The sequence below is a fragment of the Bacteroidota bacterium genome (genome assembly GCA_016194975.1).
Classification (GTDB): domain Bacteria; phylum Bacteroidota; class Bacteroidia; order Palsa-965; family Palsa-965.
Map to the genome: position 1 here is coordinate 90,158 of JACQAM010000004.1, position 25,487 is coordinate 115,644.

The 25,487-nt window shown below is 42.9% G+C and carries 24 protein-coding genes; 12 read left to right on the forward strand and 12 right to left on the reverse strand.

Going from position 1 to position 25,487, the window contains the following annotated elements:
• Positions 1–34: 34 nt before the first annotated feature.
• The 7 genes from HY064_02370 (at position 35) to frr (ending at position 6,146) form a co-directional block, all read left to right on the forward strand.
• Entirely contained in the window at positions 35–1,975 is a 1,941-nt protein-coding gene (locus HY064_02370) for a tetratricopeptide repeat protein (GenBank protein MBI3509478.1), read from the forward strand.
• A 154-nt stretch (positions 1,976–2,129) separates the two neighbouring features.
• A complete protein-coding gene (rplM, locus tag HY064_02375) occupies positions 2,130–2,594 on the forward strand; it encodes a 50S ribosomal protein L13 (GenBank protein MBI3509479.1) in 465 nt (154 codons plus the stop codon).
• Positions 2,594–2,980 (forward strand): 30S ribosomal protein S9, encoded by a 387-nt coding sequence (rpsI, locus tag HY064_02380; GenBank protein ID MBI3509480.1) that lies wholly within the window; start codon positions 2,594–2,596, stop codon positions 2,978–2,980. Before rplM ends, rpsI begins: the two co-directional genes overlap by 1 nt.
• Before the next feature lie 34 nt (positions 2,981–3,014).
• On the forward strand, positions 3,015–3,905 hold the full coding sequence (rpsB, locus tag HY064_02385) for a 30S ribosomal protein S2 (protein ID MBI3509481.1): 891 nt from the start codon (positions 3,015–3,017) through the stop codon (positions 3,903–3,905).
• Positions 3,906–3,937: 32 nt separating this feature from the next.
• Positions 3,938–4,759 carry an elongation factor Ts gene (locus tag HY064_02390; GenBank protein ID MBI3509482.1) on the forward strand — a complete coding sequence of 274 codons (822 nt, stop codon included), beginning with the start codon at positions 3,938–3,940 and terminating at the stop codon, positions 4,757–4,759.
• A 57-nt stretch (positions 4,760–4,816) separates the two neighbouring features.
• Complete coding sequence (locus tag HY064_02395) at positions 4,817–5,524, forward strand: UMP kinase (GenBank protein ID MBI3509483.1); 708 nt, start codon at positions 4,817–4,819, stop codon at positions 5,522–5,524.
• Between the two features lie 58 nt (positions 5,525–5,582).
• Positions 5,583–6,146 carry a ribosome recycling factor gene (frr, locus tag HY064_02400; GenBank protein MBI3509484.1) on the forward strand — a complete coding sequence of 188 codons (564 nt, stop codon included), beginning with the start codon at positions 5,583–5,585 and terminating at the stop codon, positions 6,144–6,146.
• 90 nt (positions 6,147–6,236) lie between these two features.
• Here the strand turns inward: frr and HY064_02405 are convergent, their stop codons facing one another.
• The 8 genes from HY064_02405 to HY064_02440 all read right to left on the reverse strand — a co-directional run bounded on the left by HY064_02405 (position 6,237) and on the right by HY064_02440 (position 14,379).
• Positions 6,237–6,821, reverse strand: a complete 585-nt coding sequence (locus HY064_02405) for a hypothetical protein (GenBank protein MBI3509485.1) — start codon at positions 6,819–6,821, stop codon at positions 6,237–6,239.
• 390 nt (positions 6,822–7,211) lie between these two features.
• Positions 7,212–8,954 carry a single-stranded-DNA-specific exonuclease RecJ gene (recJ, locus tag HY064_02410; protein MBI3509486.1) on the reverse strand — a complete coding sequence of 581 codons (1,743 nt, stop codon included), beginning with the start codon at positions 8,952–8,954 and terminating at the stop codon, positions 7,212–7,214.
• Between the two features lie 121 nt (positions 8,955–9,075).
• The gene (locus HY064_02415) at positions 9,076–9,615 is read right to left on the reverse strand and encodes an ORF6N domain-containing protein (protein ID MBI3509487.1); all 540 of its coding nucleotides are present in this window, start codon (positions 9,613–9,615) and stop codon (positions 9,076–9,078) included.
• A gap of 160 nt (positions 9,616–9,775) precedes the next feature.
• A complete protein-coding gene (locus tag HY064_02420) occupies positions 9,776–10,486 on the reverse strand; it encodes a hypothetical protein (protein ID MBI3509488.1) in 711 nt (236 codons plus the stop codon).
• 142 nt (positions 10,487–10,628) lie between these two features.
• Positions 10,629–12,209 (reverse strand): hypothetical protein, encoded by a 1,581-nt coding sequence (locus HY064_02425; protein ID MBI3509489.1) that lies wholly within the window; start codon positions 12,207–12,209, stop codon positions 10,629–10,631.
• 5 nt (positions 12,210–12,214) lie between these two features.
• Positions 12,215–12,802 carry a sigma-70 family RNA polymerase sigma factor gene (locus tag HY064_02430; GenBank protein MBI3509490.1) on the reverse strand — a complete coding sequence of 196 codons (588 nt, stop codon included), beginning with the start codon at positions 12,800–12,802 and terminating at the stop codon, positions 12,215–12,217.
• A 159-nt stretch (positions 12,803–12,961) separates the two neighbouring features.
• Positions 12,962–13,306, reverse strand: a complete 345-nt coding sequence (locus tag HY064_02435) for a hypothetical protein (GenBank protein MBI3509491.1) — start codon at positions 13,304–13,306, stop codon at positions 12,962–12,964.
• 170 nt (positions 13,307–13,476) lie between these two features.
• The gene (locus tag HY064_02440; protein MBI3509492.1) at positions 13,477–14,379 is read right to left on the reverse strand and encodes a T9SS type A sorting domain-containing protein; all 903 of its coding nucleotides are present in this window, start codon (positions 14,377–14,379) and stop codon (positions 13,477–13,479) included.
• Between the two features lie 758 nt (positions 14,380–15,137).
• Between HY064_02440 and HY064_02445 the strand changes: the two genes are divergently transcribed.
• From HY064_02445 to HY064_02455, 3 genes are read left to right on the forward strand one after another with little or no spacing between them, the layout of a single operon-like run.
• Positions 15,138–17,141, forward strand: a complete 2,004-nt coding sequence (locus HY064_02445) for a fibronectin type III domain-containing protein (GenBank protein ID MBI3509493.1) — start codon at positions 15,138–15,140, stop codon at positions 17,139–17,141.
• The gene (locus tag HY064_02450; GenBank protein MBI3509494.1) at positions 17,138–19,993 is read left to right on the forward strand and encodes a hypothetical protein; all 2,856 of its coding nucleotides are present in this window, start codon (positions 17,138–17,140) and stop codon (positions 19,991–19,993) included. The genes HY064_02445 and HY064_02450 overlap by 4 nt, the downstream gene beginning before the upstream one ends.
• Positions 19,994–19,997: 4 nt before the next feature.
• The gene (locus HY064_02455) at positions 19,998–20,429 is read left to right on the forward strand and encodes a hypothetical protein (GenBank protein MBI3509495.1); all 432 of its coding nucleotides are present in this window, start codon (positions 19,998–20,000) and stop codon (positions 20,427–20,429) included.
• 143 nt (positions 20,430–20,572) lie between these two features.
• Here HY064_02455 and HY064_02460 read toward each other — a convergent pair whose 3' ends face one another.
• From HY064_02460 to HY064_02470, 3 genes are all read right to left on the reverse strand, one after another.
• Entirely contained in the window at positions 20,573–20,986 is a 414-nt protein-coding gene (locus HY064_02460) for a hypothetical protein (protein MBI3509496.1), read from the reverse strand.
• A 71-nt stretch (positions 20,987–21,057) separates the two neighbouring features.
• Positions 21,058–21,510: a helix-turn-helix transcriptional regulator gene (locus tag HY064_02465; GenBank protein ID MBI3509497.1), complete on the reverse strand. Its 453-nt coding sequence runs from the start codon at positions 21,508–21,510 to the stop codon at positions 21,058–21,060.
• Complete coding sequence (locus tag HY064_02470) at positions 21,500–21,940, reverse strand: hypothetical protein (protein MBI3509498.1); 441 nt, start codon at positions 21,938–21,940, stop codon at positions 21,500–21,502. Before HY064_02470 ends, HY064_02465 begins: the two co-directional genes overlap by 11 nt.
• 337 nt (positions 21,941–22,277) lie before the next feature.
• Here HY064_02470 and HY064_02475 point away from each other — a divergent pair, with 337 nt between their 5' ends.
• Together HY064_02475 and HY064_02480 are read left to right on the forward strand one after the other, a co-directional pair.
• Positions 22,278–23,114 carry a hypothetical protein gene (locus HY064_02475; protein MBI3509499.1) on the forward strand — a complete coding sequence of 279 codons (837 nt, stop codon included), beginning with the start codon at positions 22,278–22,280 and terminating at the stop codon, positions 23,112–23,114.
• A 174-nt stretch (positions 23,115–23,288) separates the two neighbouring features.
• Positions 23,289–23,924 carry a hypothetical protein gene (locus tag HY064_02480; protein ID MBI3509500.1) on the forward strand — a complete coding sequence of 212 codons (636 nt, stop codon included), beginning with the start codon at positions 23,289–23,291 and terminating at the stop codon, positions 23,922–23,924.
• Positions 23,925–24,058: 134 nt separating this feature from the next.
• On the opposite strand, the gene HY064_02485 is transcribed toward HY064_02480, so the two are convergent.
• Positions 24,059–25,237 (reverse strand): acyl-CoA dehydrogenase family protein, encoded by a 1,179-nt coding sequence (locus HY064_02485; GenBank protein MBI3509501.1) that lies wholly within the window; start codon positions 25,235–25,237, stop codon positions 24,059–24,061.
• Positions 25,238–25,487: the final 250 nt, after the last annotated feature.

Genomic DNA, 25,487 nt, shown 5'->3' on the forward strand with positions numbered 1-25,487 from the left:
GAAACGCACAGTTTTGTTTTGCTACTTTTGACGCATGCGTATCGCATTTTTTTCTTTTTTACTTTTCTTTCCGATCATTGTGAATGCACAGGAAAAAGACCGGCTGCACAGGAATCTCGTACTGATAAAAACAAATATTGAGGATACTACGCGTGCGGTTGCGCTGAATGATATTGGCTGGGATACGAGTTATGAAAATCTTGCTGTGGGTTTGAAATACTGCGAAGAAGCGCTTGAACTTTCACGGAAGATCAATTTTCCGAAGGGAATGATACTTGCTTACAATAGTCTTGGAACGATTTACGAAGACATGGGCGAATACAATAAAGCCATTGACTCACACAATCGTTGTTTGCAGATCGCCGATTCTATTGGCAACCGTTACAACCAGGCCACTTCGTGGATGAATCTTTCATTGGTGTACAAAACACTCAGGGAGAAAAAAAAGGCGTACGACTGTGCGAGCCGCTCGCTCAGTATTTATCTTGAATTGAAATCGAAACGCGGGCTGGCTGTTGTCTATAATAATCTCGGTTCAATTTATCTTGACATTGACAGTCTTGATAAAGCCATTGATGCATTTACAACTTCACTTCGTTATGCGCGCGAATTAAAACGTCCCGATTATGAAGCGCACGCGCTTAGCGGACTTTCTTCCGTTTACATTCAGAAAGGAGATTCTGTTCGTTCGGAGATGCTCATCAACCGCTGTATTGCTATTCTTGATTCCATGCAGGATGATTATGATAAAGCGCAGGCAATTTACGATCACGGTTACCTGCTTTTCCGTTTTCATCATTACAAGGATGCAGAAACAAAATATATGGAAGCGATGGATCTTTTCCGGATGATCGGGATGACGGAACAGGAAAAGGAAACATGGCTGAGTCTTTCTGATTTGTATGAAGCGATGAATGATCCGCAGCGATCACTCGATGCTTTGAAAAAATATGATGCGATGAAAGATTCACTTCTCAATGAAAAAGTGCTGCGCCATCAGCGCGAACTCGAAGCGCTTTATGACAGCGAACGATCGGCGAGCCGCATCCGTCAGCTGGAAGCCGATGGAAAACTCACGAATACTTATGTAACTGCTTTGGTTGCCGGCGTATTTTTATTGCTGATCATACTTTTCATTCTTTACAACCGGAATAAACTGCGAAGGAAAACCAATGATCAACTCACGGAAAAAAATGCGATCATCGGTGAAAAAAATAAAAATATTACCGACAGCATCACGTACGCGCGCAGGATACAGGAAGCTGTTTTGCCCGATCCCGACCTGCTTCTCAAAAATTTTAGCGATTCATTTATTTTCTATTTACCGCGCGATATTGTGAGTGGCGATTTCTGGTGGTTCACGGAGAATGAAGGAAAATTTTTTCTTGCGGTGGCCGATTGTACCGGGCACGGTGTTCCCGGTGGATTCATGAGTGTAATGGGTGCTGCATTTCTTTCGGAGATCATCGTCGAAAAAAAAGTGACGGATCCCGGCGGAATACTGAATGCGCTGCGCGATAAAGTCATTCGAGCGCTGCATCACGAGGGCGATGAGAATAAATCGGTGCGCGATGGAATGGATATGGTGATGTGCATTTTCAATTCCGATAAAACAAAAGTGGATTTTGCATGTGCGAATAATCCGTTGTGGCTGGTGCGTGATGGAAAACTAACTGCATTTGAAACGGATAATTTTCCTGTGGGCGTTCATGAAGGAGAAATGAAATCATTCCGTTCACATTCTGTTTCACTTTGCAAAAATGATATGCTGTATATGTTCACCGATGGATTTGCAGATCAGTTTGGTGGCAAAGACGGAAAAAAATATAAGTACAGGCAGATGAAAGAACTCGTTGTTCATCTTTCGGAAATGAATGGAAAAGAACAACACGAAAAAATTGAAACTGAATTCCATGATTGGAAAAATGAACTCGAACAGGTAGATGATGTATTGGTTGTAGGAATAAGGATTTGAAGTGCCGGAAGGCGATTTTCCATTGCTGTAAATGGCTTCTTTTTCAAGCTATTAATGTTGTATAAAATTTGTCAGGTAATAAATTGTCATTATCTTCGCACCCCCATAAACGGGACAATTCAGTCGAAACAATCAATATTTAACTGATAACCAAGTGGATACCTTGTCATACAAAACGATTTCTGCTAATAAAGCAACTGTGCAAAAAGGATGGTTGCTTGTTGATGCAGAAAATGAGACTGTAGGCCGCCTCGCTTCTAAAGTGGCGTACCTCGTTCGCGGAAAACACAAAACTTCCTATACACCACACGTGGATTGCGGAGATAATGTGGTGATCATCAATGCCGATAAAGTTCGTTTCACCGGTAAAAAAGGATCAGAAAAAGTTTATACACGCTATACCGGATATCCGGGTGGACAGCGATTCGCAACTGCGAAAGAATTATTCGCATCCAAACCTGAACGTATTCTTGAACTCGCGATCAATCGCATGTTGCCGAAAACGCGTCTCGGGGAAAAACTCCAGCGCAATGTTTTCATTTACGCTGGAAACGAACACATGCAGGAAGCGCAGAATCCAAAAAAAATAGATCTCAAGACAATTAAAGAGCGCAAATAATGGAAGTCATCAACACACTCGGTCGTCGCAAGACAGCAATCGCACGCGTTTACATGGAACGCGGAAAAGGAACGATCACTATCAACGGTCGTGATCTGAAAGAATATTTTGCAACGGCAATTCTCCAGAATAAAGCCAGGCAAGCACTCACACTCACGGGTAATGCCGAGAATTTCGATATCACTGTGAATGTAGAAGGCGGCGGGGTAACCGGCCAGGCCGAAGCGATTCGTCTCGGCATCGCCCGCGCACTCGTGCAAACTGATCCTGAACTGAAAAGCAAACTCCGCGCTGAGGGTTTGATGACCCGCGATCCGAGAATGGTGGAGCGCAAAAAATTCGGCCGTGCAAAAGCACGTCGCCGTTTCCAATTCAGCAAACGTTAATCCGAAAATCAATCAATTCTATCCTTCGAAGTACATGTCAAGAACTTCTTTCAACGAACTCCTCGAGGCCGGCTCACATTTCGGTCACCTCAAACGCAAATGGAATCCTTCAATGGCTCCGTACATTTTCACAGAAAAGAACGGGATCCATATTATTGATCTCAATAAAACTGTGATCAAAATTGATGAGGCCTGCACCCTTATGAAAACGATTGCACGCGGAGGGAAAAAAATACTTTTTGTTGCTACAAAAAAACAGGCAAAAGACATTGTTGCTGAACGCGTGAAAAATGTGGGCATGCCTTATGTAACGGAACGCTGGCCCGGCGGAATGCTCACTAATTTTGCTACCATTCGTAAAGCGGTGCGCAAAATGTCGAGCATCGATAAAATGGCAACTGACGGAACATTTGACAATCTTTCCAAGAAAGAGAAACTCATGCTTGGCCGTGAGCGTGCGAAACTGGAGCACAACCTTGGCTCCATTGCCGACCTTACCCGTCTTCCTGCAGCTTTGTTCATTATCGACATCATGAAAGAACACATCGCTGTTGCAGAGGCAAAACGCCTTGGCATTCCGACTTTCGCTATTGTTGATACGAATGCTGATCCCAATTCAGTGGACTATTCTATTCCTGCGAATGATGACGCTTCAACTTCCATTAAACTCATCACAGAAATTGTTTGTAAAGCAATTGCGGAAGGACTCGAAGAGCGCAAGCTTGACAAAGACAAAGCAGACGAAGAGAAAGAAAAAGAGGAAGCACTCGCCGAAGAGAATCGCCAGAAAAATTATGCCGTCGATGAGGATGAAACCAAAGTCGATATCAAAGGTGCACCTAAACGCGGTGCTGCAAAAAGTTCTGCTACAGGTACAGGTAAGCCAGGAAAAGCTGGTGGAAGAACCCGTACCACGCGCGCGTAGAATCCAGAAAATAATTTTTAATAAAAATTTTTATGACAATCACAATCACAGCTGCTGACGTGAACAAACTCCGCAGCATGACCGGTGCCGGAATGATGGATTGCAAAAAGGCACTTACTGAAACCAACGGAGATTTTGAAGCGGCTATTGATCTTCTTCGCAAGAAAGGGCAAAAAGTTGCTGCGAACCGTAGTGACCGCGATGCGAAAGAAGGATTGGTCATTGCAAAAACAAATGGCACCCGCGGTATTCTCGTTGTGCTGAATTGTGAAACTGATTTCGTCGCTAAGAATGAAGATTTCGGAAAAGTAGCTGACTCATTTGCAAACATTGCTCTCGATAAATCACCTGCTGATCTTTCTTCATTACTTAATCTTGCTTACGAAGGAGTGACCATTGCGGAAAAAATTACGGAACTCGTTGGCAAGATCGGCGAGAAACTTGAACTCTCCCGTTACGAGCAGATCAACTCTTCAAAAACGGTTGCCTATAATCACCCCGGAAATAAACTTGCCTGCATTGTTGGATTCAATAAAACTTCTGATGACGAGGTGACGAAAAATGTGGCGATGCAAGTTGCAGCAATGGCCCCCGTAGCTGTAGACAAAACAGATGTGGATACTTCTACTCTCGAACGTGAACTGGAGATCGCACGAGAACAGGTGCGCGCAGAAGGAAAACCGGAAGACATGGTGGAGAAAATAGCGCAAGGAAAACTGAATAAATTTTATAAAGAATCAACATTGCTGAACCAGGAGTTCATCAAGGACAGTAAAAAATCAATTCGCCAGTATCTGCAGGATTCCGACAAGGAACTTACAGTTACCGGATTCAAACGAATTATTCTTGGATAATTTTCCTCCCCCCGTTAAATTCGGGGGGATTTTTTTTGCTCAACAAAAACCGAACCTATGAAGTACAAACGTATCCTGCTCAAATTAAGTGGCGAGTCCCTGATGGGCGAAAAACAATTCGGGATCGATCACGACATACTCAATGTGTACGCGAAGGAGATCAAAGAAGTAAACGATGCCGGCGTGCAGATCGCGATCGTTATCGGCGGAGGGAATATTTTCCGCGGCATACAAGCTACCGACGGTGGAATGGATCGTGTGCAGGGAGATTATATGGGAATGCTTGCAACCATGATCAACAGTATGGCATTACAGGCAGCCCTCGAAAAACTGAATGTACAATCGCGATTGCAATCGGCAATAGAAATGAATAAGATCTGCGAACCTTTTATTCGCCGCCGCGCAGTACGTCATCTCGAAAAAAACCGTGTCGTCATTTTCGGCGCAGGAACCGGCAATCCTTATTTCACGACTGATACCGCAGCATCACTCCGCGCAATAGAGATCGAAGCGAATGTTGTACTCAAAGGAACACGCGTTGACGGAATTTATTCTGCCGATCCGGAAAAAGATAAATCCGCAACACGATTTGAAACCATTTCATTCGAAGAAGTGTATAGAAAAAATCTGAACGTGATGGACATGACGGCCTTCACACTCTGCAATGAGAATAAACTTCCGATCATCGTTTTTGACATGAATAAACCCGGCAACCTGAAGAAAGTTGTTTTGGGCGAACGCGTAGGAACACTTGTTGCATTTTAATTTTCGGAAAGAGAAAAGGCATGGAACTTTTTCTATTTTTACAAAAACAACTTCCATCATGAACGAAGATCTGCAACTCATTATAGAAACAACCGAAGAATCGATGCAGCAATCTGTCTCGCATTTAGAAACAGAACTGGTAAAAATTCGTGGCGGGCGCGCCAATGCAGGGATGCTCGATGGAATAAGTATTGATTATTACGGAGTGAATACGCCACTCACGCAGGTTGCGAATGTGAACACGCCTGACGCACGAACCATTTCTGTCCAGCCCTGGGAAAAATCGATGCTCGATCCGATCCTGCGTGCTATCCAGGCAGCGAATCTCGGATTCAATCCCACGAATAACGGAACCATTCTCATTTGTTCAATTCCTTCGATGACGGAAGAACGCCGGAAAACGCTGGTGAAAAAAGCGAAAGAAGAAGGAGAAAATGCGAAAGTCGGAGTGCGCACTGCACGTCGCGATGCGAATGAAGAAATAAAAAAACTTTCCAAATCGGGATTGCCCGAAGATGAAGGAAAAGAAGGGGAAGCAAAAATTCAGCAAATAACGGACTCTTATATTTCGAAGATCGATAAACATCTTGAAGCAAAAGAAAAAGAGATCATGACGGTGTGATTCAAAATTCAATCCCGAGTATTCAGAGCAAAAAAATTGACTCAACAGATAATGGTGAGTTTTTTCCTTTAGTCGATTGAACGAATAATTTTACGCTGCCTTCTTCCACTTTTCGTTCGCAGGATTTTCTTCATCTTCATCCCAATCAGAAGGATTTGCTTTGATGTATCGCCTGAATTTGTCAAGCTCATTCTGATTCCGGATAATCCTCTCATAATAATTTCTTTGCCATACATTTCCCTCATACCCTTTTTTTCGAAGTATCGAAGTGACAGATGATTTGAATCCGCGCACGATCGAAGCAAGATTGTGCGACTGCGGTCCGAATTTATTCCGGTACCCTTCCGGAAAATGCAGATAAGTCCCCCGTGTCCTAAGTTGTTCCGGCTCATCACTGTATTTATGAATGAAAAGTATTCCATGGAAATGATTCGGCATGATCACATATTCATCCGTTGTTATATAACCTCTTACCATCGGCGTTCGCTCCCATTCCCTTTTGATAATTTCACCTATCTCGGATAATTCAGTTTTTCCGTTTCTGATGTTCGAGAAAAGTTCGAGCTGATGATGACTGCAGATGGTAAGATAATAAGCGCCGTCGGTTCCATAATCATATCCTTCGAAGCGGATTGAATCGTCGCGATATTTTCCTTTGAATTTTTTTGTTTGCATAGTGTTCGATAATTATCGGGATTGTTTTTGTTACCAGATGTTGAATGCTATTCCAGAATAAGAATGAATTTCTTTCCCGCCGCCACATAAATTTCTTTCAGCTTATATTTTTTGGTGGTAGAGACACGTTGCAACGTGTCTCTACCAAAAGTACCGGGGATAAAATAAATTTCCGAGTATGTTGGTAAATAATTCCTCCGTACAGATTTTTTCGACGTATGGATTCTCCGGAATCTTTTTCCGTTTTCTTATTCCATTCTTCATGGTATATGTATTGCCCTATATGATCTTCGGGATATTTTTCTCCGGATCCTCTCTTTTTTCAAAAGTTTTTTCTATTATAAAAAAATTGCCCGGATTTTTTAAGACACCCCGTTTGTAATCTTCATCTCATTTCAATCCGGATGCCCTCATATCTTTCAAATTCAATTGTAAGTTTACTTTCCCATTCCATTCATTTTCCTCAATAGTATAGCAAGTTTCAAATTCATTTTTGTTCATGGTATCCGGCAAAAATTCACCAAGTCCAAAACCAATTGCAGGAAAGATCCGGTTCGGTTGATTAGATTCAATGAGATCACATTTAAGGTGATTCTCGCCTACCACTCGCGCCCACCCGCGATCGCACACACGCTTAGTGAGAAATACCGGCGACATATTTCCCGGACCGAACGGAGCGAATTTTTTCAATACGTCATGAAATGCCTGATCAATTTCGCTGAATGTGATTTCAGAATCAATATCGATCTCGGGAACGCGTTGCTCTTCCGTGATACGAATTGAGACTTCCTGTTCGAATTTTTCGATGAACGCCTGAACATTTTTCTTTTCCATTGTCAATCCAGCAGCATATTTATGTCCACCGAACTGAATTAGCAGGTCACTGCATGCTTCAATGGCTTCGTAAACATCAAAATCTTTTACGGATCGGGCACTTCCTGTGACTTTCCCATTCGATTCAGTAAGAACGATAGTTGGGCGATAATATTTTTCGATGAGTCGCGAGGCAACAATCCCAACCACACCTTTATGCCAGTTTTCATCAAACACCACAGTAGAGCGAAGTGAATTTACTTCGGGGTGATTTGCAATTTTTTCCAGTGCCTGGAAAGTAATCATTTTATCGAGGTCCCGGCGGTCGGTATTATTCCTGTTCACATTCTCTGCGGCTAGATCTGCTTCGTTCTCTGTTTGTGTTGTAAGTAATTCCACTGCAAATTTCCCATGTTCAATTCTTCCTGCGGCGTTAATGCGCGGGGCAAAAATGAAAACGATATCACTGATCGAAATTTTTCTTTTCAGGTTGGCAAGTTTCATCATTGCGCGAAAGCCAGGTCGCGGTTGCGCGTTCATGCGTGCGAGGCCGAACGTAGCGAGTACACGGTTTTCCCCGGTGACCGGAACAATATCTGCTGCGATGGCGACCACGACAAGATCAAGCAGTTGTTCGATTTCTGAAAATGGAATTCCGTTTGAGTGCGCGAGCGCCTGCACGAGTTTGAAACCGATTCCACAACCGCAGAGTTCGTCATAAGGATAATTGCAATCCGTTCGTTTCGGATCGAGCACGGCAACTGCTGCCGGAAGGCGTTCACCCGGACGATGATGATCGCAGATGATAAAATCAATTCCTTTCTTTTTTGCGTAGTCCACTTTTTCATTCGCTTTTATTCCGCAGTCGAGTGCGATGATCAGCGAATATTTTTCTCTTGCGGCAAAGTCAATTCCGTCGAAAGAGATGCCATATCCTTCCGAGTAACGATCCGGAATATAAAATCCCGGTTTGGCGGGTTGCGAAGTGTTCTTTGAATTAAGTGATAACAGAAATGTGTAAATCAATGCAACAGCTGTTGTTCCGTCCACATCATAATCGCCATAGACTAAAATTTTTTCGCCCGATAAGATCGCTTTTTGAATTCTCGAAACTGCTTTATCCATATCCTTCATCAGGAAAGGATCGTGCAGGCTATCCAGCGTTGGAGAGAAAAATTGATTTGCTTTTTCAGCGTCGTCTATTCCGCGTTGGAAAAGCAATGAAGCGACGGATTCTTTTACATTCAGTTCACGGGCAAGTGCGGAAATTTTTCCTGCATCGCCTTTTTCTTTGATCGTCCACCTCTTGTTCGTTCTCATTTTTTCTAAAGTTAATGTAGCATTCATATTGGTTGTTGTTTTAATTGATAATATTTTTTTCAATGATTTATTGCGGTGTTCCTTTCCTGAATTAGAGGCCGCAAAATGTGCCTTCAAAATTTCAGGCGTTTCCATTTGTTTTATAACCGATCTTCTTCATTGGCTTTTTCGGTTTCGAAAGTAGTTTGCGGATGACTGAAAATATAACGTTGATCTCTTCGCCGTTCTTACCAACTCTTCTTTCCAGTTGTTCCAGTTTGTGAAGTACTTCTTTGTTTGTGCCCATCATTTCCCGAAGGCGGATAAAAAGACGCACAACCCGGATATTCATTTCTATAGCCCGCTTGCTGTTGAGAACAGAAGACAGCATAGTCACCCCTTGCTCCGTAAAACAGAAAGGCGGATAACGCAATCCCATTTTATCAGAATTGGAGGTCACAAACTGTGACCTCCAATTTTCAAACTCTTCCACACTCATTTCGAACATGAAATCTTCCGGAAATCTGAATGGATTTCTTTTGACAGTTTGCTTTAAGACTTTTGTTTCCACCCTGTACAATTCAGCGGGATCTCTATCCAACATTACTTTTTGTCCGCGGATGAAATAGATCTTGTTTACCAGTAATTCGTCAGGAACGATTGTTTGTTTTTTCAAATTCATAAATCATAAAATATAAATCGTAACCAGCTTGCATATAATGATCGGGAGGCAAATGTAAAATTGTGTTTCTGATAAAAAGTGGATGTTAGTAAGTTTTTTTCCGGGAAAGAAAAAAAACCGGCAAGCAGTAAAGACAAAAAAATAAATTTCGGAACTGTTTTTACAGCCCGATCTGCATTTTTCTATCGCCGTCCTGCAGGTAAATTCTCAATGGGGGAAGATCGATTTCTTTTCCACCGGGCCCTATCGCTTTTATATCATCGAAAATGAGGACGCCTCCTTTATTTTTTACATCGATCTTATCCACATGCTGCTTCATGTCGAGTGTCATTTCACCCGAAGTTGACTTCAATGTGTCAAGTTTATTTCCATTGCGGAAATACATGGTGAATGAAACGACCTGGTAATAATCATTTCCGTAACGTTGCTTCGCTCTTAATTTTCCCAATGCGATCGTCGTCATTTTATCGGCGAAAGAATCGTTCGGAGTTCCGTCGAGCGTTACAACGGGAATTTCTCTCGAGAATAATTTGTAGGTCCAGGTGTACAATTGCTTTTCAGAACCGTCTTTCATTTTTTCATACACAACGAGAATTCCGCTTACGCCTGTTGTTGTTTTGAAATCATACAAAGAATCTTTTTTCGAAACAGTTCCGCCGCGGAATTCAATACGCCCCATTTTATTTTTTCCTGAATATTTTATTTTAAACCAATTGTCTTCATTCAGGTAAAGAAAATATTTTTCGGGAGCTACTGTAATTTTCGAAACCACCTGTTTCACCACGAAAGTATCTGTAGATGTAGATTGCGCACCCAAATGCACACTCAAAAGGGAAATAGAAATGGCTAAGAAAAAAATTCCGCGCTTCATGTTCTTAAAGATAGGGATTGGTTGAATAAGTTGGTTGAGTTGCTTTTGTTCGTTAGGTTTGTTGACTCAATGCCCAGAACAATAAATTTTATTATTGCGATTCAAACAAACTTAACCAATTCAAGCAACACAACAAACCAATTTATATTCCCAGAAAATCCTTCGCCTGCGCACCCGAAACAAGACTCACATCGGAAACTTCCATTGGTAAAGTGCCCGATTTTTTTCCGGAGATATTTTTGAATGCATCCGATTTTACTACTGCTAATTTTCCATCCGACGTCACTGCCCATCCAAGATTCTCCGCATCGGGATTGAACTGGAATCGCACAAAATCGGAAGCGTAATAAGTGAAGATCGCATTCTTCCCTTTTTCCACGAGGAAAATATGATTAAGTGTAAGTTCTTTTCCTGTTTTCTCGTCTGTGAATTTCACGATCATCGCAGGGCCTTGCGGTAAACTTGCGGGACAATCGGAATTCCAGATACCGAAATCGCGGATCACGAATTCACGCATCACCATATTTTCTTTTTCATCGCCCACGTTCGCGCGCCACATGCGCATTGCACAAGCCATCACCGAATCATTCACAAAAATTCTTCTCGCATCGGCGGTCATAAGACTATTTTCATGTTGCTGCTGCAATTTATTTTCACGATCCTGTTTTACTTTCAGCGCTGCTTCGTATTGTGCATAACGCTTGTCATACATTTCTTTTGCACCTGCAAAATCTTTTTCTGAAACCACCACATACGTTTCATACGAGCGCGTGGTTTCTCCCTTAGTGAACGTAACGAGATAAGATGAACTCGCTCCGCGCTTAATGCTCACATCTTCCCAATCAATATTTTTATCGGAACGTTTGTACGGAGTTTTCGCTGTGTCCACTTCAAAACGCATTCCTTTGAACGGAAGTAATTCGGGATAATCTTTCTGATCGAATTTGATAGCGAAGCTTGGCCGGCCGGAAGCTTGCAAAGGCATTACCGGTTTCGCGATCACAATAGCACCGGCAGAAGAAGTATCTGCAACAAATCCAACTTCGACCGCTTTATCCTTTGCAATAAAATTCCAGTTCTTCTTCGCCGTGTCGAGATAATAGACATTGAATTTCCCTGCGTCATTATCACTTTCCATTGCTACATTGATATTCGCAGCAGGATTTACTTTAAGTGGTTTTCCATTCTGCCACGCCGTGATCTGCAGCATTCCCGCCGATTCGAAATGATAACGGGCGCCTGCAGAATCATACGTCATCGGAATTCCTGCGAAGAAAATGGAGGAAGGATCATGAAATTCGCGATAATGAATTTCCACTTTCCCATTCACCACATTTCCTTTATCATCCGTGAATGCATTCGCCGGAACATTCACCAGCGACCCGGTGTTATAGATAAATTCATTTCCTTTCGCGGCATCCACCGTCCACACGGTATCTTTTTCATTGAGGTTACTGAAAGGTGCGGTTACAAAATTAGTTTGAGTACGGTTTTTTTCATTGGTAGAATTATTGGTTACTGAATCATTGTTCTTCAGCACGGCCCACGTTCCAACTACTGCCACTACTCCAACTGTCGCGATACTGAGGTAGAATTTACCCGATCCGGTGAAAGGTTTCGGCCGCGCCGAATACGCTTTCATGAACTGGTCGAAATTCTTTCCCTTCTCCACGTCTTCCGGCGTGAGCTTCCCGCGATTCCGGTTTATGTTATACTTGTCCATGACTTTTATCCTAATGAGGTGTAAATTGTTTTTAGTTTTTCGAGCAGGCGATAGACACGTGCTTTCGCTGCTGTTTCTGAAATTTCCAGGATATCACACACCTCTTTGAACGGACGCTTTTCAAAGAAGCGCATTTCGAGCAGCACTATTTCATCCTGTTCCAGTTGCTGCATCGCTTTCATCAGCCGCGCATCGGTGACTGCAGAATTTTCTTCCCCGAGCTCCGTGAGAATATCCTCCACCTGCGTGTCATCGATACTGATCGCCTGGCGAACTTTTGAACGGCGATAAAATCTATTTAATTCATTAATTGAAATCCGGAATAACCACGCTGAAAACGGAACGCCCTGCGATTTGTATTTGCCGATATTTTCAAGCGCGGCAATGAACGTTTGTGAAGCAATGTCGTACGCGTCGTCTTTCGTGTTTACTCTTTGATAAATGAATCCAAGAATTCTTGCGTAATAGCGATTGTAAAGCGGGGCAAATTTCGCCGGGTCGCGCCGTGCTGCTTCAATTTCGGCCATCTCGGCTGTCATTTCAGCTTCACTAACGTGGTATTTCGATTCGATATTCATAATGGCGGTGAACATGGCCCTTTGGCTTTACTTTCGCAAGCATAAGACCATGGGGGAATAAAAGTCACACGAAGATGGGATTATTTTTTATGCCCGTCTGCTAATGGGAAGTGAATGCGGGCATTGCGGACTTGTTTTATTTTCCGCATATCTGCACTTTTTGTATTCCGTTCCCTATTTCGCGAGCTCCCACGATTCCCTCAACCACTTCACTAATTGCTTATCCACTTCTTTCACGGATGAAACAGGAACTACGTGCACAATTTTTTTCTGCGTGTACTGAAAAGTTTTTTCCACGGGGAATGCATCGTATTTCTGTTTCAGAAAAAATTCCACTTTCAGATGATCCTTCCGGAAAGCGATCATGGCGAATGTGCCCGCCTTCTTGAAAAAAATTCCGCCTTTGATCGGCTCTACACTCACCTCTCCGAAATCACAAACCGCATGTTCGAGTTTATCATAGATCTTTCTCAGAACCGGGAGTTTATTTTTAAAATGTGTGTCAACAGAAATTTTCACACATGAATGTTCCTTCGTGCGATGAGGAAATTTTCGTTTGCATTCGGGGCAGATCCACATTTCAATGCGCAAATTAAGAAATGGGAGAATGCGGAAATGGTTGTTTGTGATTTTGTTGATCGTTGGTGGTTGCCTGTCGTTTTATCAAACCACGAACAACCACGTAGGCTTTACCGGGAAACAATAATCCTCCTGGTAATCTTATCTCCATCCACCGTAGCCATTTCCACAAAATACATTCCCGGCTCCTGGGCAGTGAGATCAATCTTATCCGGGATCGGCTGATCGGAAGTAGCGAGATGTGTTTCCACTGTTGTGCCGAGCATATTGTAAACGATGAGACTCGCCAGTTCAGTGGTGTCTGAATTCACGCGAAAAATTCCTTCACTCGGATTCGGATAAAGTTCGGGCGAATGCGAAACAACTGTCGCTGTATTTTTATTTACGGCAACTGTATTTTTTGACGGCTCATTGTGCGACGTCATCACCACATTATCCGGAACAAAAACCGCATTCATTTTAAAAGCATCAAGCCACACTCCTGAATTGGTATTCGGATTCACCGCACGCACCGAAATATATTTTCCATTATTCGGCGCCGTGAAACGCAAAGTGATCTGCGTCCAATCGGTACCAATGGAATTTGCAGAAGCAGTATAGAAAATTTCTCCGGAAGTAGAATCGCTTGTACTCTGTCCGATTTCAATATCGGGTGCGAATGCGCGCTTGCGCGTCCAGAAATTCAGCGAATAATTATTTCCTTTTACCAATGGAGCATTCAGTTCGAGCGTGATCGCTTCCGAACGTACTTCGCCCTGCACATTCGTTGCAAGGCCTACAAACCAGTTGCCGTCCTTCGCATCACCGAAGCCGCAATCGCTGCTGGCAATATCCGGTTTACGAAAACTGCCGAACGCATGCACGTTCTTCATGTTCGCATTGAACACCGTGGTCGATGCATTGATAAGACAAAGATTTCCGTTCTGTTCGAACGAGCCGTTAACAAAATCCTGCGCGCTCATTACAGCGGGGAGGAAAGTAACGGCAAGGGAGAAATAGTGGAGTTGTTTCATGTCGTGTGGTTTTATTCGCCGCATTTTCATTTGGCGAAGAGTGGTTTAAAGACGAAACTTCCTTGGGCCGCCGTAGGCCCTTTTTATTATAACTGTGCAGGAACAAAAAAGTTACAGTCCCTTACCGGAAATATTTTTGCAACTCGCGTGCCAGTTTCCGGATGTGAACGTAATACGCTGGTATGCACGACTCTTCCCTGCCGGGAATGCCCTGCTATAGAAGAACGCAGGTGTGTGTTAAAAATTGTTGGGCGTATGGCAGATGTCTTATCGGTGACAAATTGGAACTGCTTCTGAATAAAAAAAATCAGTGCTAATCAGTGGCAATATTTCCACATGTAAAACAAACAAACGTCATTCCGGCCTATAGCACCGATTGAATCACTGATTCTAACGAAGATTTCCAATTACAAACATTTAATACCTACTCTTTCTCCTGACTGAAATTACATTTGCCATCCACAAATTTTTTCAGCAAAAACGTGTTTCGCTTTATTCCTTTTTTTTCTGAAACCGCTGCAGCAAAAAACTGCCGCCGCCGGTTCTCGTTCTTCAGCAAGTTCAGGAACGCCCGAACGGGTAGAAATTTTTCCTATAGACTACCGCTGAAAACTGCCGCTACCTTTTGTTTCCTGTTTCCCTTCTCACTTCTCTCCCAAACTTATCCCGTTCAACTCAACCTCCAACTCGTTCCTCCTTTTTCAGGTTACATCAATGATTATGCTTCTCCGGGAAATGAAAATCTCCGTGCATTTGTTTTGTTCACTGATTTCTCGCGACCGTCGTACGATATTAAATTCAAAATAAAATTAGAAGGGCAAGGCATCACTATTCAGTCACAGAGTTATTATTTCTCGGGGCCGGTGAATGTGCAACCCGGAATTCCCCTGATGATGAGCGGCAATGATCTATCCGGATTGCTCAATGAAAATCATCTTGATTTTTCCGGCATTACGCGTGCGCAATATGACGCACGTAAAGTTTTGCCCGAAGGATTTTACACGATCACACTTACCGCTTACGATTTTGCAAATCCTGTTCCCATACAAGTGAGCAACGAAGCCGTTACACAGGCGTGGATGGTTTTAAACGATCCTCCTTTTTTGAATCTTCCTTCCTGCACTTCTTCTGTAACACCCACCACTCCGCAGCAAATTACTTTTTTCTGGACGTCGATGAACCTGCTCGCGCTGTATTCCACGGCTCCCACTGAATTCACTTTCGAACTCTGGGAAATTTTTCCCGCCAACCAGTCGCCGGGCAACATCATTGCCACCACGGCACCGTTGTATTCCAACACAACCACGCTCACGATGATCAGTTACGGCATCACCGAACCCCCGCTCGTGGTGGGGCGCACGTACGTGTGGCGTGTGACTGCGCACGATCCCGGCAACCGGGAATATTTCCGCAACAACGGAATTTCCCAATGGTGCACGTTCACTTACGGCGACAATTTCGACCTGCTCGGTAACTCCGCACAACTCACGCTGCACGCGCAGGCGCTCACGTACCGCATGGCGCGCTGCTGGTGGGACTCGCTTTCTATTTACAATTCCTACAATTTTCAGTTCCGTAAAGTGGGAACACTGAATTGGTTTTCTTCAAACACGCAGCACGCTGCCATTCGTATTCCCGATCTCGAACCGAATACGGATTATGAAGCAGAAGTAACAGGAACTTCCTCGGATGGAAACGGGCCGGTAAGTAATCTCGTCACGTGGCACACGCCGCAGCAAACCATTCTCAATTGTGGTGAATCTTCTGCTCCACCGGCGCAACAGAATTTTCATCCGCTCACGCAGGCAAATACCGGGATGATCTGGCAGATCGGGCAATTTGAAATGAATGTGACTTCGCTCAATAATACTTCGAGCGGAGGCGGATGGTATTCCGGTTTGGCAAAAGTTGTATTGCCATTTGGTTTCACGCTCAACTGCACGTTCAGCGGAATACAAGTGGGCGATGATCACATTGTGTATTCGGGAGAAGTGAAAGCGATATCAGAAGGTATGACACAGTGGATGGAGCAATACACGCTTGCACACCTGATGGAATTCATTGACACGACTATCACTTCTTCGATCGACACAGTAATTGTAAATGGAGATCTCATAACGATTCAAACGAACGACGGACAATTTCAGATTTCATCGGATGATCGCCCATACGTGATCCAGGACGGGAATGGCACGACTTACATCATCAATGCCGATGGTAGTGTTACAATACAACAGCTTGTCCCCCACATTCCGCTTACAGACCAGCAAATTCTCATTTACAAACTTGCTTTACAGAAATTGCGTGATGAGAATTCCACACAACTCATTACCCAGAAACAAAATGAACTTGAGCATGCAAGAACAGATTATTCAAATTACCTGCAAAACAATATTGGCATTGATCTTTCGACTTCATCTGGAACCGTTCCGGAAAATGTTGCTTTCACTGCCATGACTGTTGATACAACCGCGGCATCCGGTATTTCTCCGAAAGAATCGGCAGTGAAAAATGCCGAATACGATTTTTTTCGCGCCAAAGTCTGTCTGGCATTTGCCAAAACAAATCCTACTACTGCCGACCTCGACCTACTTGCAAATTACCTGTTCACTGACAATTTAGCTTCTTACCTGTACATCGCCGAACAAATTGCTGCCGGAACAAACAACGATACCATTGGCGAAGCAGTGAAGAACAGCATGTATGTTTTCATTGATGGAATGCTGCACTCACAGGTTTTCATCCAACCCGTAATAAAATGAAAAAAATATTTTTCTTCCTTCTTTTTGTTTTTCAAAACACGTTTTCATTTGCCATCACGCGCGCGGCGCTCATTGATTCGGCCGTGAGCGAAGGAACAAAAAAAATAATGCTGAGCCGTTTTCTGCTCAATGAAAGAAATTCAATTGAGCCATCTTCCCTCGATGGAAAAGTGCAGGGAAGTTTCAACATCGTCATTGATTTTCAGAAATGGGTTCCGGCTTTCGAGGACAATTCCTTTTACTATTCTCACAACGCTGCACAAACTACATGGCTGCCGTTGAATCCTTCCGGAAATCATCTCGAAGACAGCATCAATATTTTTAATATTCATCATCGCGATGACACCAATTATGTGGCGTTTTATACGATCGTCCTCATTGATTTTCCCTTTCAGCTTTTCAAAGATGTTTCATCCTATAATTCAAATGAGAATACAAGTTCTTTCAATACGCTAAAAGACATTGGCGCGATCAAAGATGAAGACTGGAAAAATTCCATCGACGCATTTCACACCATCATTGCTACGATCGCCGCGAATTACACCGTGGTGTATCCCGGAAAAAAAGCGGTCGTGTACGGCAATGCGCACCTGCGCGGACAGTATGACACGAAGAGTGCGCACGTGGCTGCATTTCTTGCACAGGATGTGGAAACGGCCGGACTTGAAAATGCAGAATGGAATGCGGACCTAAAACATCTGCCGAAATTGCTTACTACCGGTGAAATTCTTCATTATGATCAGTACGATGCACAAATAACCACCGTTGCACTCGCTGTGAGAAATTACATTGACTGCAACGCTTATGGCCATTGTTATTTCGATGCCGCTTCATTCGGAAATCCGCAGGCGCGATTTCTTTTTGACAACCTGAAAAATGAAACCAGCATCAGCAAACCGAAACTGATCACAGTTTGCACGCAGATGAATGCACTGAGCGCATACACGGCCTGGTGCGTGCTCACGATAAAGAGTGAAGCGCAAGCAGTAGCAGCATGCAACGATCCTGTTTACGATCTGTATCCTACCGTCACCAATGCTGATCTGGATCAATATTCATTTCTCATTGGGAAAGCAACACGCGCAGAACATTATCTCACTTCCACTTCTTTGCTCAATCGCGATTCGGCGCTTTACTACGGATGGATACTTTACCGCAATACAGATTTTGTAAAAACAATTCCGGTCGATCAGAAAATTCAATTGATAAAAAGCATCACGCTCTCTTCATGCGCAGACATCGCCGGCGGAGGCGATAATTTGAATTATGAAAATCATTGTGAGCGGATCGTGGTTGCGTTATATCACAACCTCAATTCCGGTGACGAACGATCTTTTCTTGAACAACTGCGCAGCGCCGGCCTTCTTGCAAACATCACCTGGCGGCTCGACAACAGCACCTTCGGATTTTTCGGCAATGATAATTACACCGATTTTATTGTCACGATCAGCAACTACTGGAAAAAAGCATTTCCTGAAAAAATTTCCGCAGGTAAAAATTCCGGCGTGAATTTCAATACGTTTAAGTGGGAAGAAAGTTATTTCAATAATAATTCCTGGTTCGTTGCTGACCTGGCGAATAACCGAATCGTTGCAACCGACATTTTCCGTTCCGGTTTTCTCAATGGAAATGCAACGGTAGTGCCCATGGATGTTTACGATCCTGTACTCATTGATCCGGTCGGGCACAGTGATATTCTTGCTTTGAACACCGGACAGAAATTACTTGTGCCTGCCATCTTTCTCGACTGGCTCAGTCAGAAAAAAATGTTGTCGGATGTGAACACGGCTGTACAGGTTTCACTTGCCGCACTCGCGCTAACTACGGGCGCAGGCGAACTCATCCAGGCTGGATCGGTTGCCTGTACTATCGTCGCAGGATTACAGGTAACGATTGCCGCTTCCGATCTGCTGCTGCTGAACGATAATGTAAAAAGCAGCATCATTAATCTCTTCAGCGATCCGAATCAAGGGCAAGCATTCGTGGCCGCCTACCAGAACATCACAATGTTCATCAACGGCGCCGTGGGATTAAAAAGTCTTGTTGTTTCATTCACAAGCGACGCCCAACTCTACACAAGCCAATTCGCAGAAAAAGAATTGCAATTGGAAACTGCGCTGGGAGAAAATAGCGCAGAGTTTAAAGGGATGAAGAAGTTGGAGACGGAGTTGGGAGAGGCGGGGGAAAGTACTGCCGTTGCAACTGGCCAATACGGCGAGGAATTTATTTCTTCTCTCAATGGATTTTCAGATAACGTAAGTAATCTTGCGGCGCAACAAGGACTCACGCTCCAGGAATTCGAAACACTCGAAAGTAAAGTTGCCGCAGATCTTACGCAGAGCGAGCGCGTAAAAATAAATGCAATCCGAAATCAAATTCCGGCGCTCAATTCAAATACACTTTTACAGAAATGCGTTCCCGAATCGGATATATCTAAATATCTTTCGGGACAATATACCAGCGTGAAAGGATACGTAACCACAGCAGCAGACGCAAAACATTTATCTTCTTATGAAGATATTTACTACGGCGTTCGACTGGATTACACCGATTCAAAATATTCGCTTGCCGATGGCGAATGCGGTGTAATTCGTTTCCGCGCATCCAATGCTGGCGATGCATATATTCCAAAGAGCCCTGCAAATGGTGGAAGTGATTTAGACTCACCCCCATTTACCGGGCACGGATTTACTTCGGGGAATAATGGAAGGTTGGGGGTGCCGGAATGGAAAATGGATGCTCCGTTTGAAATTTATGATGGAGCAGAATTATGGCGGATTAATTCCGCAGGACAAGAATCATTATTAGCAATTTATGATGTCAGTGTTGGTAAATTTGTTCCGTTACATTAATGAAATGAGAAAATTTGGAACGTATACAAATTATGAAGGCCTTGAATGCGAATTGGCTTTGATGCGAAATGGAGAATTTCATTTAATTTATCGTGCCGTTGAATGTCGATTTAACAATTTTATATTAGAACACCCCGGTGTTTTCGTATTGCCGATAGAAAAATCAAAAATTACAAATTCATTTTTTTTAAATACAAAAGCAATTTACAAGAATTTTAATTTTGAAGTTGACCGTTTTCAAAACGGGAAATATCGTCTAAGTACCGCTGATGAGAACGCTTACAAAACTCTTCACTTGAATATGGTTGATCGCGGCTGGTACGACATAGAAGTTCCGCGCGAAGAAATCCAAAAAATGTGGGAAGAGCGAAAACCTTCAGGATACGGTTTTCCTTTTCCGGAAGGGATGAAGGAAGTGGAGGAGATAGAGTTTTGAATTTTACATTTTACCAATAAATTCTTCGTTGGTTTTCAGCAACTCAACATCATCGTAATTCTGCTCTCTTTCTCCGAAACATGTGGTGAGCATTTGGATACTGAACAGCATCCAGTCTTCCCTTAGAGAATCCATATTATCCATCAAATCTTATTGATGCCATCAACCAGAATCTTTGGATCGATCACCGGAATTATTGCATTATTGAATTTTGTTTTTTCAACTTGAATAGCCAGCATTCCTCGTGATGTTGAAAGTGTTATTCCATAGGTGAGAATATACAGATGCTCCGGAACACCTTTTTTACCTCCAATTTCAATTGTGATCTCATCCAGATTTACAACGTTGAAAACTACAAGCGCTTTAAGCTGACCTAATTCCACGCGGGCTTTTTCGCCCGTTTTTAAAAGAACGGTTGTTGTCATAATAACGGTCATCTTCTTTTCTTTATCAGAAATAGCAGATGCAACTTCAAATCTGAATTCGTATTGATCAGCGGTAGGCGTGTGCTTGAGATTTATTCCACCTTCGGCTTCCACAAATGAAATAAATTTCACCTCAGAAATGCCAATGGTAACCTGCACGGGCTTCGCCGGAGTTGCCGCCGTTTTTGATTTGGGTTTTGTTTTTACTGCAGACATAATTCAGAAGGATTGACTTGTGCGGTTTGATCACTTACTGATGTTACTGTATTCGCCTTACCTCCGGCATTCGCAATGCGCTTTAGTTTTTTGCCTGTGTATTCTACTTTTTCTACACAGAAATCAAGTGTAAAACTTACGCGTCTTTGCCCTTTCATTCCAGTCTCGCGAATAAGCCAATATTCATGCTTGTCAACAAAATCAAGAAGAGGAACTTTATCAATGAGAAGTGCAAGCTCGATAAGTTTTTTCAAAGTGAAATTGAATTCACCATTCAACACCTGGCTGATGTATGCATCACTCACCTCAAGCGCTTTTGCTACATCACGCTGAGAGAGATTGTTTTTCTCCATGTAATCTGCCAGCTGACGGTAGATCTCATTCTGATATCTCGCCAGCAGATAGTTTGGCCGTTTGAGTAATTGCTCTTTACTTCTCATGACTTCTTCTTTTTTTTCTGTTCTCTCTTTTCAATTCGAGTTTCCAGGCGCTGTATTCTTTTATTATTTTTTCAACCCGTTCAAGGTCTTCATCCTGCTCACCTTTCGTTCCTCCGCAAACTATTACCTGACCCGTCTCGCTATCATGAAACATGTATGCACGCAGGTGGTGAGTTTTAGCTTCATAAGGTGTGTACTGCAGTTTACTACTTATATGCAACTTCCTGTATTTGTTTTTCGGTAGGAGCTCGTTGTTTGCCACATCTTCAATATTGGCAAATAACTCATCGAGTTCAGGTTCCAGGTTGTCGTCCTTTGAAATTTCTGCAGTGAATTCGGTATAAAGACATTTACCATTCCGGAACAGTTTGAATACTTTCTGTTTGGTATTATCAAACTCCTCTATCTGTTCAACGCTAAATGTAGCCATTGAGTTTTAAGCTATAACTTAAATATATTTAATTTTCCCTAAATAACTGACAGGCAAGGGCATAATTTTGGGTTTTCCCGCTCAATTCTACGAAGGAAATAATGGATAGCCGGTTGTAAACGGATAAACTGGTAAGAAGCTATTTCTCCCCCTCAAACCCCTCCCGCAACATCGCCTGCATCAATTGCTTCGACTATTTCTTCGATGTTTTTACCTCCATCTTATAAAAAGCAGGAAAAAATCCTGCCATCAACAAAATCCATTTACAAACCCTTAATACCGGCTAATTGAAGGCAGAGTGGTTACGTTTGACGAAACCAATTCTAATCTCTCAATTATGAAAAAAGAAATATTGACCACCGTGCTTAGTTTATCAGCAACTTTATTTGTTTCCGCGCAACAGATAATTCCGATTGTACCTAAAGCTCCGGTAAAAACGGCTGAAGCAAGTTCTTTAACTGACTCCAGTAATACAGAATCAAACAGCGAAGACAAAGTTCTTATTTATGGTGTTGGAGGAACAGATGCTCTGGATTTTAAAAAGTTTTCCGCTGCTGGTGCAATTTCAGTTGGCTTTCGTTTCAGGCCCAATGTATTTTTTGCCAGTTCAGTTAATGTAGGAACGAGACTTGAAACGAAAAATGCCGATTCTGTTAGCATTAGCGAATTATATTTCCCCGACGTTTCAAATGCGGCCGCAGCTGGTAGTTTAGAATGGGATGTTTTTAATTCTTATCTGGCGTATAAAAATAAAACGGCGAAAGATCCGAATCACGGACTTATTATTGGCTTTGATGGATCTCTTCAGAATAAATCGATCAGTAAGGATTCTGTCAATTATAAACTGGGCATTTTCAATTGGAATGCAGGGCTGAAATATCGCTGGCAATATCACAGCTCGAAAGGCCTGGACGCAAATTTCATGTGCGGTATCATGTATAATTATATTCTCATCTCCGATAACAGTCATTCTAATTTCAATTCCATTTTTAATGATTACACGGTGCCGGTTACCTCGAAGGTCAAGCCGTTCTTTAATGGATTCAGCACCGTTTTTTCATTTCAGATAAATGATTCTGTTTTTTATGTCAGGACCTATACAGATTCAAAAAACGCAAGGGATCTGTCATTTGATGTTGGAATAAAAGAAGCGATTAAGTTCAGATCCTTTTAAAAAATATTATCGCTGTGTTAAAACTTCCAGCGATGGAAAACGCCCGCCTCACCAGCGGGTTTTTTATTTCCACTCCTCATGATGTTAGCAACTCCTTTCGTTTTCAAATGCTTAAAACCGAGTCGTGTGTTTTGTGATTTGCACATTCGCGGAAACTTTTAAAACTAAAATATTATGAAAAAATTATTCTCTCTCCTTTTATTCTTCCCTCTTTTTGCTCACGCGCAGGTGCCCGATGCGCACGACTATGAAGAAATAGAAATTAAAGATTCCGGTGTGGTGTTTATGCGCAATGGCGATACGCTAACGGGTATCATTGATTATGTTCCAAGCGCCGATTCCAAAATTTGGTTTTTTAAAACGGCGGCAACGCGCAAAGGTGAATTATTTAAAGCCGGAAAAGTAAATGCATTCTTTTTGAAGAGTGGCCGCAAATATGAAAGTGTCGGCGAATTCAATCGCAAAGATGAACCTTCTGATACTTTATTTTATCAGTTAATGAACTACGGAAACAATGCGATGAAAATATACCGGCGATTTGATTCTGGCGGAACAATCGTCGGCGGAAAACTCCAGGGATTTTTCTCTATCATGTACGTGATCCCCGGAAAAACGAAACCCGAATCGATCGATGATATTAAAATGAAACCCTTCAAAGAAAAAATGGGAGATGCTGTTTCCGATTGTTCTGCGCCAAGCGATAAAATCCGCAATGAGGAAAAAGGTTATAAGATGGGGATGATGACCACGAAAGATATGAAGCTGGAAATTATGCTTCGCATTGCTAATGAATACGCGAATTGCAAATAAAGCCGTTTCGAAAAAAAAGCGCTGGTTGATCGCCGGCGTTTTTTTTATTTATTGAATCACAAAAAAAAATCCGCCACGTTCCGCAGCAGATTTTAAGATCCGTATTTAATTCGTAATCCGAATATCTGCCCCCCCTATTCAAACGCATTCAATCCCGTCACATCCATTCCGGTAATCAGCAAATGAATATCGTGTGTGCCCTCGTACGTGAGTACGCTCTCGAGGTTCATCATGTGGCGCATGATCGGGTATTCGCCGGTGATTCCCATTCCGCCAAGCATTTGTCGTGCTTCGCGCGCGATGGTGACCGCGGTATAAACAGAATTTCTTTTTGCCATGGAAATCTGCGCCGGTGTTGCGCGGTTCTCATTTTTTAAAACGCCGAGTCGCCAGCACATGAGTTGCGCTTTCGTGATCTCGGTGATCATCTCCGCTAATTTTTTTTGCTGCAACTGAAATCCTCCAATGGGTTTTCCGAATTGAATTCTTTCTTTAGAATACCGCAGTGCTGTATCGTAGCAATCCATTGCTGCACCGATCGCTCCCCAGGAAATTCCGTAACGCGCGGAATTCAAACATCCGAGCGGGCCTTTCAATCCTTTTACATTCGGAAAAATATTTTCATTCGGAACTTTTACATTATCAAAAACCAATTCGCCGGTTGCACTCGCACGCAAACTCCACTTGCCATGCGTTTCGGGCGTGGTGAATCCGGACATTCCTCTTTCCACGATCAGTCCGTGAATTTCTCCCGCATCATCTTTCGCCCACACCACAGCAATATCTGCGAATGGAGAATTCGAGATCCACATTTTTGCACCGTTGAGAATAACGTGATCGCCTTTTGTTTTGTAATTCGTGATCATGCCCGAAGGATTGCTTCCATAATCGGGTTCTGTTAATCCAAAACATCCTACGAGTTCTCCTGTTGCGAGTTTGGGTAAATATTTTCTTTTCTGCTCTTCGCTTCCGTAAGCAAAAATGGGATACATAACCAATGAACTCTGCACAGAAGCAGTAGAACGAATTCCGGAATCGCCGCGCTCAAGTTCCTGCATGATGAGTCCGTAGGAGATCTGATCGAGACCAGGTCCGCCGTATTCTGCAGGAATGTAAGGACCGAATGCACCGATCTCGCCGAGTCCTTTTAAAATCTGTTTTGGAAATTCTGCTTTCTGCGCATACTCTTCGATGATGGGAGAAATTTCTTTTTTCACCCACGCACGCGTGGTGTCGCGCACGAGTTTGTGTTCATCGGAAAGAAGTTCATCGACCTGGTAATAATCCGGTGCCTGGAAATTGTCGGTAGCCATAATAGAAAGTGTTCGTTTATTGAGGTGCAAAAATAGTTAAAACATGGTCTTGGATTTTATAGTATGTTTTGGAAGGAGTGTCTCTCTATTGATAATTCTTCGCGGTTAACCAGAAGAGTGCTATTGAAACCGCAAAGGCGCGAAGTGAGATAACCTGAGGGGAAAAATGAAAAATTACCGAAATGAGTGATCTTTAGCCGGGTATATGAGCAGAAACATATATTTGTATCCCGCTCCTGCACTGCCGTAA

Excerpts from the sequence above, each read along its gene's own strand:
- HY064_02485 (MBI3509501.1), bottom strand. The coding sequence starts at position 25,237 with ATGGCTACCGACAATTTCCAGGCACCGGATTATTACCAGGTCGATGAA.
- HY064_02415 (MBI3509487.1), bottom strand. The coding sequence starts at position 9,615 with ATGAATTTGAAAAAACAAACAATCGTTCCTGACGAATTACTGGTAAAC.
- HY064_02425 (MBI3509489.1), bottom strand. The coding sequence starts at position 12,209 with ATGGACAAGTATAACATAAACCGGAATCGCGGGAAGCTCACGCCGGAA.
- HY064_02475 (MBI3509499.1), top strand. The coding sequence starts at position 22,278 with ATGAAAAAAGAAATATTGACCACCGTGCTTAGTTTATCAGCAACTTTA.
- HY064_02395 (MBI3509483.1), top strand. The coding sequence starts at position 4,817 with ATGAAGTACAAACGTATCCTGCTCAAATTAAGTGGCGAGTCCCTGATG.
- HY064_02440 (MBI3509492.1), bottom strand. The coding sequence starts at position 14,379 with ATGAAACAACTCCACTATTTCTCCCTTGCCGTTACTTTCCTCCCCGCT.
- HY064_02470 (MBI3509498.1), bottom strand. The coding sequence starts at position 21,940 with ATGGCTACATTTAGCGTTGAACAGATAGAGGAGTTTGATAATACCAAA.
- HY064_02455 (MBI3509495.1), top strand. The coding sequence starts at position 19,998 with ATGAGAAAATTTGGAACGTATACAAATTATGAAGGCCTTGAATGCGAA.
- HY064_02430 (MBI3509490.1), bottom strand. The coding sequence starts at position 12,802 with ATGTTCACCGCCATTATGAATATCGAATCGAAATACCACGTTAGTGAA.
- HY064_02465 (MBI3509497.1), bottom strand. The coding sequence starts at position 21,510 with ATGAGAAGTAAAGAGCAATTACTCAAACGGCCAAACTATCTGCTGGCG.
- rpsB (MBI3509481.1), top strand. The coding sequence starts at position 3,015 with ATGTCAAGAACTTCTTTCAACGAACTCCTCGAGGCCGGCTCACATTTC.
- HY064_02405 (MBI3509485.1), bottom strand. The coding sequence starts at position 6,821 with ATGCAAACAAAAAAATTCAAAGGAAAATATCGCGACGATTCAATCCGC.
- recJ (MBI3509486.1), bottom strand. The coding sequence starts at position 8,954 with ATGAGAACGAACAAGAGGTGGACGATCAAAGAAAAAGGCGATGCAGGA.
- frr (MBI3509484.1), top strand. The coding sequence starts at position 5,583 with ATGAACGAAGATCTGCAACTCATTATAGAAACAACCGAAGAATCGATG.
- HY064_02390 (MBI3509482.1), top strand. The coding sequence starts at position 3,938 with ATGACAATCACAATCACAGCTGCTGACGTGAACAAACTCCGCAGCATG.
- HY064_02420 (MBI3509488.1), bottom strand. The coding sequence starts at position 10,486 with ATGAAGCGCGGAATTTTTTTCTTAGCCATTTCTATTTCCCTTTTGAGT.
- HY064_02370 (MBI3509478.1), top strand. The coding sequence starts at position 35 with ATGCGTATCGCATTTTTTTCTTTTTTACTTTTCTTTCCGATCATTGTG.
- HY064_02480 (MBI3509500.1), top strand. The coding sequence starts at position 23,289 with ATGAAAAAATTATTCTCTCTCCTTTTATTCTTCCCTCTTTTTGCTCAC.
- HY064_02450 (MBI3509494.1), top strand. The coding sequence starts at position 17,138 with ATGAAAAAAATATTTTTCTTCCTTCTTTTTGTTTTTCAAAACACGTTT.
- rpsI (MBI3509480.1), top strand. The coding sequence starts at position 2,594 with ATGGAAGTCATCAACACACTCGGTCGTCGCAAGACAGCAATCGCACGC.